Origin of the sequence: Citricoccus sp. GCM10030269 (assembly GCF_042665635.1) — a bacterium.
Taxonomy (GTDB): domain Bacteria; phylum Actinomycetota; class Actinomycetes; order Actinomycetales; family Micrococcaceae; genus Citricoccus.
On sequence record NZ_JBHTCV010000005.1, the window covers coordinates 101,359 to 113,839 of the forward strand.

Sequence of the window (12,481 nt, forward strand, 5' to 3'; positions counted from 1 at the left end):
GCGGGGTTGCCGTCTGCCCTTCGGGTTGGGTGGAGATCCCTCCGGGATCTCGCTGTGATGCTGTGTTGGCTTGGTTTTACCTTAGCCGCACGGGACCAGCGCTTCTACCTTCGCGAAGTTGCCCCGACGTGGCCGGGATCGTTCAGTCGGCGTGGTCCTCCAGGTAGCGGATCAGGGTCCGCACCATCACTCCGGTGGCATCCTTGGGCGTGTAGCCGTAAGGGCCGGACTCGTTGAACGCCGGACCGGCGATGTCCAGGTGGGCCCACGGCGTCGGGGAGGCCTTGGCCTCGGCCGGGTCCCGGCCCGCGTCGACGAAGTCGCGCAAGAACGCGGCCGCCGCCATCATGCCGCCGAAGCGGTCTCCGACGTTGGAGATGTCCGCCACCGACGAATCGAGGGAGGCGCGCAGGTGCTCGGGAATGGGCATCGCCCAGGCGTCCTCGCCGGCGGCATCCGCGGCGGACACCACTTCATCGCGGAGCCCTTCGGTGCCCATGACACCGGTGGTTCGGCTCCCGAGCGCGATCATCTGGGCCCCCGTGAGCGTCGCGATGTCGATGACGGCATCCGGGGTCTCATCCGTGGCCGCAACGAGTCCATCGGCCATCACCAGGCGGCCTTCGGCATCGGTGTTCATCACCTCGACGGTCTTGCCGCCGTAGATCGTGATCACATCGGAGGGGCGCTGGGCCGTGGCCGAGGGCAGATTCTCCGCGAGGCAGAGCCAGCCGGTGACCTTGACGGGAAGTTTGAGCTCCGCTGCGGCGGCGACCACGGTGGCGACCGTGGCAGCTCCGGCCATGTCCAGCTTCATGGTGGTCATGGACGCTGCCGGTTTCAGGGAGAGCCCGCCGGAATCGAAGGTGATGCCCTTGCCGACCAGTGCCACGTGCGGTGTGGACTTGCCCGAGCGGGCCGGTGAGTACTCCAGCTTGACCAGTCGCGGCGGCCGGGACGAACCCTTGCCGACGTTGAGGATTCCGCCGAAGCCGTCCTTCTCCAGCTGCTTCTCGTCCCACACGGTCACCTTGACGGAGAGCTTGCGCACCGCCTCGGTCACCTCGTCGGCGAAGGAAGCCGGGAACAGATGCGACGGCGGCACGTTCACCAGATCGCGGGTGGCTCGGGTGGCACGCGCGACGACGGCGGCGCGACCGAGCACCGGTCCGGTCACCTTGGACTTGAGGCGGGTGACAACGGCGATGTGCTCGACCGGGTTCTTCGCGGAGTTCTGGCTCCGGGCGGATCGGAACGAGGTGAACGAGTACGCTCCCAGGGCGGCCCCTTCGGCCACGGCGCCGAGCTGTTCGGCGGTGTCGGCCGGCAACCCGAGAGCCACCGACGGCGTTCCGGTCAGGTGACGGATCGCAGCGCCGGAAGCACGGCGCAGAGCCTCCGTGGTGACTCCGACGCCGGGCTCACCGTCGACCGAGCCGACGCCCGTGAGAACCAACAACGGGAACGGCAGGGGGTCCAGCCCCGGGATCCGGACCACTTCGTCGGCGGCTCCGGTGACGCCCAGCGCCTCGAGTGAATCGGCCAAGGCCCGGGCGCCGGCGTCGGGTAGCGGGTTGGGCAGCAGGACGGGACCGTCCTCGGTCGAGGCGACGCCCACAACCAGGGCCGAGGCGGAGCTCTTGGCCAGTTGGGGTCCGGTGGCGGTCAGTACAGGGCTGAAGTCGTTGATCACGTGGGTGGTTCCCGTCCTTGACGCTGGCTGAGGGGTGATGTCGCACCGTGGGTGCTCTCGTGGTGCTCTGCCTCGATCCTAGCCACGGAATACCCTCGGGCCGCGGTACGTTGACACGACCACGAGCAGTTGCGCCCGGATCGGCATCAGCCGGTGTATTCGAGTGAGCGGAAGGACACACCATGCAGGATCCCACGACGCTGTTTTCTCTGGAACCGGCTGGTCGAGATCTGTTGGCGGTCGGGTTCGATGGAGCCACCGCATTGCGCGGGCTGGGCATGCTGGCGGTCTTCGGCGGACACACGGACGCCGGCCACCTGTCGGAACAGGTCCGCGACACCCTGCTGGACTCGCTGGACCATCGACTGTTGGCCAGCTTCGACGCCGACCAGTTGATCGACTACCGGTCCCGGCGCCCGCAGATCAGCTTCGACGGCGATCACTTCCTGGACTACCAGGCGCCTCAACTTCAGCTTCATCTGGTCTCCGACGCTCTGGGGCGGCCGTTCCTGCTACTGTCCGGCCCCGAGCCCGACTACCAGTGGGAGCGCTTCGTCGCCTCCGTGCAGTTCCTCGTGGAGAAGCTCGATGTGAAGCTCGTGGCCCTCGTCGATGCGGTGCCGATGCCGGTGCCGCACACCCGTCCGCTCGGCGTGACCGCTCACGGCAATCGGGAGGATCTCTCGGCCGGACTGTCCACGTGGAGCCCGCAGGCGCGCATGGTCTCCGGGATCAGCCAGCTGTTGGAGCTGCGATTGGACGAGCAGCGCCGTGGAGTCAGCGGTTACACCCTGCACGTGCCGCACTACCTGGCGGATGCCGCGTACCCCCAGGCCGCCGTGGCGGCCCTCGAATACGTGGGGGCAGCTCTCGGGCTGATGCTGCCCACCGACGAGTTGCGCGAGCGGGGCCGCGAAGTGGATCAGGAACTCGATCGCCAGACCGGTTCCTCGCGTGAGGTCACGGCCATGGTGGAAGGCCTCGAACGCAATTTCGACCAGAACTCTCCCGGAGCCGGCCGGTCGCTGCTGGTGGGACCGGACGAGGAGGTCCCGGACGCCGAGGAGCTCGGCGCCGCCGTCGAGGAGTACCTGCAGAGTCAGCCGAAGCACTCGGCGCACCCCGCTGATGATGGTGTCGACGATCCCTCCGCTGAGCACGCTGAGCACACGGTGCGGGAGGCCGGGCCGCTGGACGGCAATGAGACGGTGCCCGACGATCTCTCGGGGCTCTCCGACGACCCTCGGGATCCTGACAACCCAGACAACGCCGACGAATCGGACGACGGCGGCCGCTGACCTCTCTCTTCACGGTTCTCATCACGGTTCCGTCCTGCACAGCGATCCGGCGCCGCCCGCCGGTCCACAGCGACGCGGTGCGCGGTTCCGCATTCGACGCGGAGCCGCAACCGTGGAGACATGCCCCACAACGTTCGCGGCGAAGACGTCCTTCCCGACCCCGCCGCTCCGATCACCGTCCGTGCTGTTGAGCCGACCGACCTCATCAGCTACATCAACCACACACTCGGATTCGCTCCGCGTCGCAGCGTGGCCGCGATCGGCCTGGAGGGCAAGAACCTCGGTGCCGTGCTGCGATGTGACTGGGATCCACCGAGACTGGCGTCCTGGCAGGACTACTGCAGCTATGCGCGTCAGTTCGCCGGGTATCTGACCAGGGACCGACGCTCTGACGGTTGTGTGGTGTTCCTCTTCCGCGATGGCCTGGAGGATCACCAGGATCAGCCCACCGGCAACTCCGCTGGCTGCCCCGCCGGCGGCGCCGACCACATGCTGGCAGCGGCCCTAGAGCGCGAGCTCGCCGTCGTCGGGCAGCCCGCTGTGGAGATCTGGCTCGTCACGGGCGAACGCATCTGGCACCTCGACTGTCCTGATCCGGCATCGTGCCGAGCCCACGGCTCCTCGGCAGCCGGAGTGGAGACGAGCGCGTTGAACGCGACGATGATCTTCGAGGGCTCCCTGGTTCAACCAGAGCCCTCCGGAAGTGGCCTGCCGGCCGCTGCGGCATCCTGGTCCGCCGAACTGACGCGGGCGGTGCAGGACCTGCTGGTCGAATCTCGCGACGAGTGGTCCCGGACCGCCGCGATGCCGAGGGAACGGACCCCCTCGGAGGCAGCCCTGCGGTGGTTCCGGGCGTGGGAGCATGTGCTCGCCGGTGGAGACGTGCCCGCCGGACCGCAGGAGCGGGCGTTCCTGGTGGCAGGGCTGGCACATGTGGAATGGCGTGACGGGCTGCTGGCCGCGGCCAGCTTCACCATGGACCGCGCCCTGTCCGGCGCCGCTTGGCTCGGCAGCGTCCCCGAGGCGGTGGCCGACGAACTAGGCACGCCTGCTCGGGAGATCAATGCGGTGCTGTACTCCTCGGTGATTCTGGCCAGGACGCGCCGAGCTCCCGACTGGCAGCGGATCTCGTGCCTGAGGGCGGCGTGTACAGAATTGTTGCCGCACGCGGCCGGTGGACTCGCCTCAGCCGTTCGGTGCATCGCTGCGTGGGTGGAGTGGTCGCGCGGACGTGGCTCGGCCGCTGGGCGGATCGTGGCGGAATGCCGTGCCGACGATCCGGAGTACTCGTTGGCCCAACTGCTCGAAGAGATCCTCGAACGCGGAATACTCTCCGAATGGGCTGGACGCCGGGAGACGGCGTGGTCGGCGACCGGACGGTCAGCCAGATGACGGTCCGGCAGCGAACGAACCGGAGAATTCCAGAGTCCGGGCGAGGCTGGTGACCAGTGTGGCGTTGACCATGGCATAATCGGCGGGGCCGACTCCGGGAACACACGGGAACAAATATGTGCCTCCGGTCGTTGACCACATCAAGACCCTGCGTCCGCTGGGTCCGGAAGCCAAGGTAAAGGCCTGGGCATGGTCCGGATCGATCTTCTGCGGATTTGACAGGGTCATAGTGGTGTTGACTGACAGGGATCCCTCGGGATGCCCGTATGAAAGGTATTGAGTGACTACTTCTTCCAAGAAGACCGAGACACAAGGCACGACGGTCGTCGAGGACGCCGCTGCACAGGACCAGGGCACCGCCAAGGTCGCCGCGTCCGCTCGGAAGTCCGCCGCCAAGTCCGGTGGCACCAAGGCCACGGCGACGAAGACGGCTGCCAAGAAGGCGACCAGTAAGAAGCCGGCAGCTGCGGCCCCGGAGACCCCCGTCGACGACGCCCCGGCCACCGACGCTCTGGCGCCCGAGGCCGAGACCACCGACCTTCAGGCCACCGAGGCTCAGGCGGCTGGAGCCGAGGGTGAGGACGAGCCCGCGGACGCCGCCGCCAAGCCCGCTGCGGAGGAGCCGACCACGGGCAGCTTCGTGGTCTCCGATGCGGAGGACGATTCCCCGGTCCAGCAGGTCATCTCCGCCGGTGCCACCGCCGACCCCGTCAAGGACTACCTGAAGCAGATCGGCAAGGTCGCCCTGCTGAACGCCGAGCAGGAGGTCGACCTGGCCCTGCGGATCGAGGCCGGGCTGTACGCCGAGCACAAGCTCAAGGAAAACCCGATCGAGGACCAGCGGTTGCGCCGCGATATGGAACTGGTCATCGCGGACGGCCGCCGAGCCAAGAATCACCTGCTGGAGGCCAACCTCCGCCTCGTGGTCTCTCTGGCCAAGCGCTACACCGGCCGCGGAATGCTGTTCCTGGACCTCATTCAGGAGGGCAACCTCGGCTTGATCCGCGCCGTCGAGAAGTTCGACTACACCAAGGGATTCAAGTTCTCCACGTACGCCACCTGGTGGATCCGTCAGGCCATCACCCGTGCCATGGCCGACCAGGCCCGCACCATCCGTATCCCGGTGCACATGGTCGAGGTGATCAACAAGCTGGCACGCGTTCAGCGCCAGATGCTCCAGGACCTGGGCCGCGAGCCCGCTCCGGAGGAATTGGCCAAGGAGCTGGACATGACCCCCGAGAAGGTCGTGGAAGTCCAGAAGTACGGCCGCGAGCCCATCTCGCTCCACACGCCGTTGGGTGAGGACGGGGACTCCGAATTCGGTGACCTCATCGAGGATTCGGAAGCCGTGGTGCCCGCAGACGCCGTGAGCTTCACCCTGCTGCAGGAACAGCTGCATTCGGTGCTGGACACGCTGGCCGAGCGTGAGGCCGGAGTGGTGGCCATGCGCTACGGGCTGACCGACGGTCAGCCGAAGACCCTGGACGAAATCGGCAAGGTCTACGGGGTGACCCGCGAGCGTATAAGGCAGATAGAGTCCAAGACCATGTCGAAGCTGCGGCACCCCTCGCGGTCCCAGGTTCTGCGCGACTACCTGGACTGATCCGGCAAGAGAAAGGCCCGGCACCTCGGAGGTGCCGGGCCTTTCTCGTGCCGCCATGGTCACCGGCGGCACTGGCGTCTGTTCAGCAAGCCCTGCCGGGCTGAGCCGGTTGACTCAGTCGATGTCTGCGGGCTGCTTTTCGTGAAGCTTGTTGGTCTCGTCCTGCCAGACGGTGGTCTGGGGACGGAGAGTCTCCTCTACCGCACGTGCGTGATGGCCGCAGAAGAGCAGTTCGCCGCCGCTCTCCAGGACGGCACGCACATAGGCCTGGGCCCCGCAGCGGTCACAACGGTCTGCGCCGGTCAGCACTGGCGTGTCTGTCGTCGTGGCGGTGATGGTCATGTTGGCCTCCTCAACTGGTGCCCCTGTTCCCGGAACCGATCCGTGTGGACCGAGGGAGTCGGTACTTCTCGGTGCTACGTACACCCTAGAGAACCATCATCCTCGCACTTTTCTCAGCAGACTCGGCCGGTTGAGGGACATTTTTCGCTCATTGCGTAGCACCGCCGCAGGCCGGTCCCCGGCCCGGTTGCCGCGGTTCGGCTTCGGAGGCCGATAACCTGAAGGACGATCATCAGAGTCCTCGTGAGAAGTCCGACCGCAGTAGAGGAAACGCATGTCCCGCAGCAGTGAGTACAACGCCCACCACCTCTCGGTGCTGGAGGGCCTGGAGGCCGTCCGCAAGCGGCCTGGCATGTACATCGGCTCGACGGACTCCAGAGGACTGATGCACTGCCTCTGGGAGATCATCGACAACTCTGTGGATGAGGCCCTCGCCGGCCATGGCCAGTCCATCGCCGTCACTCTTCACGCCGGCGGCGCCGTCGAGGTGGAGGACAACGGGCGAGGCATCCCGGTGGACATCGAACCGCGGACCGGGCTGTCCGGCGTCGAGGTGGTCTTCACCAAGCTGCATGCCGGAGGCAAGTTCGGCGGCGGATCCTATGGCGCCTCCGGCGGTCTGCACGGTGTGGGCGCCTCCGTGGTGAACGCCCTCTCGTCTCGACTCGATGTGCAGGTCTTCCGGGGTGGCAAGATCCATCAGTTGTCCTTCCGCCGAGGAGAACCGGGCCACTTCACCGATACCGGAACGCCGCGACCGGACGCCTCCTTCGTCCCCTCGGCCGATCACTCGCCCATGGAGGTCGTGGGCAAGGCCAAACGCGGGCAGACCGGCACGCGAGTGCGGTACTGGGCTGACGAACAGATCTTCACACCCGACGCCAGGTTCTCCTACGAGGAGCTGCAGCAGCGTGCCCGTCAGACGGCGTACCTGATCCCCGGCCTCAAGATCACCCTGCGTGATGAACGGCGCATGCCGAACACGCCGGGGGAGTCGGGACCGTATGAGGAGGTCTTCCAGTACGACGGTGGCATCTCCGAGTTCGTCGACCACCTCTCCTCAGCCAGCCCCATCACGGACGTCTGGCGGTTGCAGGGCTCCGGGTCCTTCTCCGAGCGGGTTCCCGTCCTGGGCGATGACGGCCGGTCCGCGATGCAGGACGTGGAACGTCAGTGCGAGGTCGACATCGCACTGCGCTGGGACGTCGGCTACGACACCCATCTGCGCTCCTTCGTCAACATCATCTCCACGCCGAAGGGCGGCACGCATCAGTCCGGCTTCGAGCAGGCGCTGCTGAAAACGTTCCGCAAATCCGTGGAGGCCAATGCGCGCCGGCTCAAGGCCGGCAACGACAAGCTCGAGAAGGACGACGTCCTGGCCGGGATGACCGCCGTGCTGACCGTTCGCTTGGCCGAGCCACAGTTCGAGGGGCAGACCAAGGAGATCCTGGGCACTTCGGCGGTGCGTCAGATCGTCGCTAAGGTCGTGGAACAGCAGCTCGGCGCCCTGCTCAGATCCACGAAGAAGCACGAGAAGAACCAGGTCTCCGTGCTCCTGGAGAAGGTCGTCTCGGAGATGAAGTCGCGCATCTCCGCCCGCACCCACAAGGAGAATCAACGGCGGAAGAACGCCTTGGAGACCTCCACGATGCCGGCGAAGCTGGCGGACTGCCGCTCCACCGACGTCGCGTCCTCCGAACTGTTCATCGTGGAGGGTGACTCGGCCCTCGGCACGGCCAAGCTGGCCCGGTCCTCGGATTTCCAGGCGCTGTTTCCCATCCGGGGCAAGATCCTCAATGTTCAGAAGGCGTCGGTGGGGGACATGCTCTCCAACGCGGAGTGCGCCGCGCTGATCCAGGTGGTCGGCGGAGGGGCCGGCCGCAGTTTCGATCTCTCGGCGGCCCGCTACGGCAAGGTGATCCTGATGACGGACGCGGACGTGGACGGCGCGCACATCCGCACTCTGCTGTTGACGCTGTTCTTCCGGTACATGCGTCCCATGGTCGACGAGGGGCGGGTGTATGCCGCTGTCCCGCCGCTCCACCGGGTGGAAGTCATCCATTCCGGCAGCAAGGCCAATGAGGTGATGTACACCTACTCCGAGAATGAACTGCACCAGCTCTTGAGCCGGCTGGAGAAGGACGGCAAGAACTACAAGCAGCCGATCCAGCGGTACAAGGGCCTGGGGGAGATGGACGCCGACCAGCTGGCGGACACCACCATGGACCCGCGTCAGCGCATGCTGCGCCGAGTGACCATTCCCGAGGCCGAGGAGGCGTTGCAGCAGGCCGAGCAGGTCTTCGACCTGCTGATGGGATCCAACGTGGCGCCCCGCAAGGATTTCATCATCTCCGGGGCGGACGAACTCGACCTGGAGCGCATCGACACCTGAGGGGCGGAAACGCGCTCGGGAAGCGGTCTGCCGGCCGCCGTCGGGCTATCGCGTGCGGTAGTACTCGGTGAGGCGGCGGAAGCCCTCGTCCAGGGAGACGGTCGGAACCCAGTCCAGGGCCTCGCGAGTGCGCCGCTGGTCGAACCAGTGCGCGGTGGAGAGCTGTTCGGCGAGGAAGCGCGTCAACGGAGGCTCATCCCCGTCCCGCCCGGCCCGAGCGGCCTCCCAGAGTTGTTCGATGATCCCGCCGGCGGAGCGGGCCACCGAGGCCGGGATGCGCAGCCGGGGTTCAGCAGCGCCCCCTGCGGTGGCCAGTCGGCGGACCAACTCGCCGACCGGTCGCGGTTCACCGTTGGTGACCACGAGCGCCTCGCCGTGGGCGCGGTCCACGGCCTCCACAGCGGCCACCACGGCGTCGATGGCGTTCTCGGTGTACAGCGTGTCGATCAAGGCCGCCGAGGGACCCAACAGCGGCATGCGTCCGGCACGGGAGCGCTGGACGATCCGCTCCGTCAGCTGGGTGTCCCCGGGTCCCCACATCAGGTGGGGACGCAGCACCAGCACGCGGAAATCCGCTGCGTCCGCGCTCAGGGCCAGCAGCTCACCGGCGGCCTTGGTCCGCGCGTAGTGACCGCGGGCATGGACGGGATCGGCAGGTCCGGCGCCGGCGCCCACGATGGAACTCCCGGCGTGGGCCACCGACGGCGAGGAGATGTGGACGAAGCGTTCGACGCCGGACTGCCGGGCGGCGTCCACCAGGAGACGGGTGCCGTCGACGTTGACCCGCTCATACTCGTCGGCCGGTCCTGACACGGACACCTTGGCCGCCAGGTGGACGACCGTGTCCCGCCCGCGCAGGGCGGCGGCCACCGATGCGGGATCAGTCACCGTGCCGCGGACGTCATGGGCGCCGGTGACCTGAGAGGGTCTGCGCTGCAGGGTCACGACGTCGTCTCCCTGCTCCACGAGCCGGCGCGCCACGCCGGAGCCCAGCAGCCCGGAAGCCCCCGTGACCAGAACTCGGCGGCTCATGGGGCGACCACCGGACCGCCGGCCAGGATCCGATCCGCCCACCGGGCCAGCCGGGTGCGGTCGATCTTGGCGTTGTGACGGATGTCGACCGGGACCCGGTTGGTCACGAGCACGGCCGCGACGGGAACCGGTGCCGCTGCTCGGCGCACCTCATCCGTCAACGAGGACGGGGCCAGCCCCGGCCGGGGGCGCGGCCGGTCCCCGACGGGTTCGATCACGACGACGACCGCCTGAGTCCCGCGGGGCCCGACACCGACGACGGCTGAACGAGACACGGACTCCAGCGCGTCGATGCGGGCCTCCGGTCCGCCGGGAGCGATGGGCCCGCCCGGGGTGGTGACCACGTGCTGGAGCCGCCCCTCGATCCAGAGGCGTCCCTCGGCGTCGAGATGACCGACATCCTGAGTGCGGTGCCAGGACAGTCCGTCGCGGGTGTCTCGCTTACTGAGGGCATCGGTGAGCCACAGCCGGTCGTAGGTCGCCTTCTGGTGGGGCGCGGAGATCACCACCTCGCCCAGAACGCCCGTGGCGTCGGTGCCCTCCCTCAGTTCTCCCGAGGAGGAGCCGTCGTCCTGCAGAGCGGCGATCGCCACGCGGACCGAGCCGACGGGCCGGCCAACGCAGACTCCCTGATCCACTGGTCGCGGAGAGCCCGTGGTGGACAGCTCAGCGACCGTCGACCGGTCGATGTCCGTCAACAGGAGCGCCTCGGTCATGCCGTAGGGAGAATGGAACTCGGCGTTCGGGAACACTTTCGCCATGGCGGCCATCAATTGCGGATGGACGGGTGCGCCGGCGGAGAGAATGAGCTCCAGGCGTCCCAGCACCTCGCGGTCCTCCGGACTGAGCCGATCGGCCGTGGCCTCGACGTTGCGCAGGGCCGCGGGCGAGGCGAACAGGATGGTCGCCTGGCCGGCTCTGGCCGCCTCGGCGACTGCGGTGGCGGTGAGTGTGGCCGGCTGGGTCACGCTCATGTCCGGAGTGATGGAGGTGGCGCCGATGGCCGGTCCCAACAGGGCGAAGGGTGCGAACCCGGCGAGCAGTGACGAGCCGGGGCGGACATCGAAGACGTCGCGCAACAGGCCGGCCAGCGCCGCGAGCCGGCCGTGGGTGTAGAGGACGCCCTTGGCCGGTCCCGTCGAACCGGAGGTGTAGAGGATGGCGGCCGGATCGTCGGGTCCCCCGGAGGCGTCCGAGAACACCGCGCCGTCGTGGTCGAGAGCCATCCGGTGCAGACTGCCTTCCACGGCGAGTGCCCGGGCCAGCGGCGCGGGCAGGGTCGCGACGGAGAGACGGCGCCCCGGCCAGCGCTGGGCACGTGCGATGGCGAGCCCGGGAACCTCGCCGATGATCCAGTCGGGGCGGGCCGCACGCACGGCACGGGTCAGTCCGCGCACGCCGAGGCCGGCATCGGCGACCACCACCACGGCTCCGATCTTCACGGCGGCGTACAACGCGGCGGTCAGGTCCCGTCCGGGCGTCACCATCAGCGAGATCCGATCGCCGGCGCGTACACCGCGGGCCACCAGCCCCGTGGCGATCGCGTCCACGACGGCGGCCAGTCGGCGCCATTCGACGGGGGACCGGTCGTCTGCGGTCATGTCCACCAGAGCCGGTGCGCTGGAGGAACGCCATTCCTCCAGAAAAGACCACAGGGGCCGGTCCGGGACGGAGTCCCAGGTCGGCGCGGCCGGTGCGGTCCGTGCCGGAGTCTCGGAATGCCCTGAAACAGCGCCGGCCTCGTCCATCACCCGGGCTGCCCAGCGGAGAACGGGAACGGACAGATTCACGTCCTCGGCCAGAAGGTGACCGGCGGATTCATACCGATGCAGATCGGCCTGCGGGAGGCGGCGCAGCAGATCGGCCAGATAGGCGTCCAGGAAGACCGGGTCTCGCGGGCCCCAGAGGATGAGGGCCGGTTTGGTGAAGTTCGCCACGGAGTCAGCGACCCGCTGCAGCTCGCGATGAGAGCCGTGTGCGGGGCCAACGGGGATGTCAGCGACGAAGCCGCCGATGCCACCGCGGCGCCTCGCCGTCCGATACGGCGCGTGGTATGCCCCTCTGATGTCCTCGTCGAGGCGGGGATGGCCCAAGGATGTGGTGACGCGCAGGAATCCATCGGTCATCACCGTGGAGGCGGGCAGCACCGGGCCGGCCAGCGCGGCCTGCAGGGGAGCCGGAAGCGGCGTGCTCTCATCGTGGTGGACCGCGGTGTTGAGCGTCATCACCGCCGTGACCAGGTCGGGGTTCCGGCCGGCCCACCCGAGGGAGATGACTCCGCCCCAATCGTGGCCGAGGGTCAGCAGCGAGTGGCCGGAGCGGGCCTGTTCGTCGAGCCCGAGCGCGGACACCAGGGCGTCCAGGTCGGCGAGGCGTCCGCCCAGGGTTCGGTAGCCGTCGTCGTCGGTGTAGAGGGGGTCTGCCGCCTCGGCGGAGCGTGCCGGGCGGGGGAGGCGTTCATGGGCCAGTCGCTCGGAGTAGCCCATATCGAGCTGATCGGGGGCGACCACGCGCCACACGGGACCGGAGCCGGCCCGTGCGGACTGCAGCGTCGCGGCGGCCAGAGACCGCCAGAGATAGGACCAGGTCGGGTTGCCGTGGACGGCCAGGATGGTGGCGTCCGGAACGAGGCCGGCCTCGGCCAGCACACCGCCGGTGTCCAGGACGTGCAGGGTCCGCGTTCCGTCCACCGTCTGAATGGGCACCAGGCTGCTCCAGGCGGGGTCCCA

The 12,481-nt window shown here is 68.2% G+C and carries 8 protein-coding genes; 4 read left to right on the plus strand and 4 right to left on the minus strand.

What is annotated here, in order from left to right; genetic code table 11:
- Positions 1–142: 142 nt before the first annotated feature.
- Positions 143–1,693, minus strand: coding sequence for a leucyl aminopeptidase (locus tag ACFQQD_RS07645; protein ID WP_378087964.1), 1,551 nt, complete (start codon positions 1,691–1,693; stop codon positions 143–145).
- Between the two features lie 182 nt (positions 1,694–1,875).
- Here ACFQQD_RS07645 and ACFQQD_RS07650 point away from each other — a divergent pair, with 182 nt between their 5' ends.
- From ACFQQD_RS07650 to ACFQQD_RS07660, 3 genes are all read left to right on the plus strand, one after another.
- Positions 1,876–2,991 carry a PAC2 family protein gene (locus ACFQQD_RS07650; RefSeq protein ID WP_378087966.1) on the plus strand — a complete coding sequence of 372 codons (1,116 nt, stop codon included), beginning with the start codon at positions 1,876–1,878 and terminating at the stop codon, positions 2,989–2,991.
- Between the two features lie 120 nt (positions 2,992–3,111).
- Positions 3,112–4,383 carry a DUF4192 family protein gene (locus ACFQQD_RS07655; protein ID WP_378087968.1) on the plus strand — a complete coding sequence of 424 codons (1,272 nt, stop codon included), beginning with the start codon at positions 3,112–3,114 and terminating at the stop codon, positions 4,381–4,383.
- Between the two features lie 280 nt (positions 4,384–4,663).
- Positions 4,664–5,986 (plus strand): RNA polymerase sigma factor, encoded by a 1,323-nt coding sequence (locus ACFQQD_RS07660; protein WP_378087970.1) that lies wholly within the window; start codon positions 4,664–4,666, stop codon positions 5,984–5,986.
- A gap of 114 nt (positions 5,987–6,100) precedes the next feature.
- On the opposite strand, the gene ACFQQD_RS07665 is transcribed toward ACFQQD_RS07660, so the two are convergent.
- Positions 6,101–6,328: a hypothetical protein gene (locus tag ACFQQD_RS07665; protein ID WP_378087972.1), complete on the minus strand. Its 228-nt coding sequence runs from the start codon at positions 6,326–6,328 to the stop codon at positions 6,101–6,103.
- A gap of 274 nt (positions 6,329–6,602) precedes the next feature.
- Here ACFQQD_RS07665 and ACFQQD_RS07670 point away from each other — a divergent pair, with 274 nt between their 5' ends.
- Positions 6,603–8,720, plus strand: coding sequence for a type IIA DNA topoisomerase subunit B (locus ACFQQD_RS07670; RefSeq protein WP_378087975.1), 2,118 nt, complete (start codon positions 6,603–6,605; stop codon positions 8,718–8,720).
- A 45-nt stretch (positions 8,721–8,765) separates the two neighbouring features.
- On the opposite strand, the gene ACFQQD_RS07675 is transcribed toward ACFQQD_RS07670, so the two are convergent.
- Positions 8,766–9,752, minus strand: a complete 987-nt coding sequence (locus ACFQQD_RS07675; protein ID WP_378087977.1) for an NAD-dependent epimerase/dehydratase family protein — start codon at positions 9,750–9,752, stop codon at positions 8,766–8,768.
- Entirely contained in the window at positions 9,749–12,457 is a 2,709-nt protein-coding gene (locus tag ACFQQD_RS07680) for an alpha/beta fold hydrolase (RefSeq protein ID WP_378087979.1), read from the minus strand. The genes ACFQQD_RS07675 and ACFQQD_RS07680 overlap by 4 nt, the downstream gene beginning before the upstream one ends.
- Positions 12,458–12,481 lie beyond the last annotated feature (24 nt).

What these genes read in the sequence shown, in the direction of transcription:
- ACFQQD_RS07650 (WP_378087966.1), top strand. Translation starts at nt 1,876, where the DNA reads ATGCAGGATCCCACGACGCTGTTTTCTCTGGAACCGGCTGGTCGAGAT.
- ACFQQD_RS07655 (WP_378087968.1), top strand. Translation starts at nt 3,112, where the DNA reads ATGCCCCACAACGTTCGCGGCGAAGACGTCCTTCCCGACCCCGCCGCT.
- ACFQQD_RS07665 (WP_378087972.1), bottom strand. Translation starts at nt 6,328, where the DNA reads ATGACCATCACCGCCACGACGACAGACACGCCAGTGCTGACCGGCGCA.
- ACFQQD_RS07670 (WP_378087975.1), top strand. Translation starts at nt 6,603, where the DNA reads ATGTCCCGCAGCAGTGAGTACAACGCCCACCACCTCTCGGTGCTGGAG.
- ACFQQD_RS07675 (WP_378087977.1), bottom strand. Translation starts at nt 9,752, where the DNA reads ATGAGCCGCCGAGTTCTGGTCACGGGGGCTTCCGGGCTGCTGGGCTCC.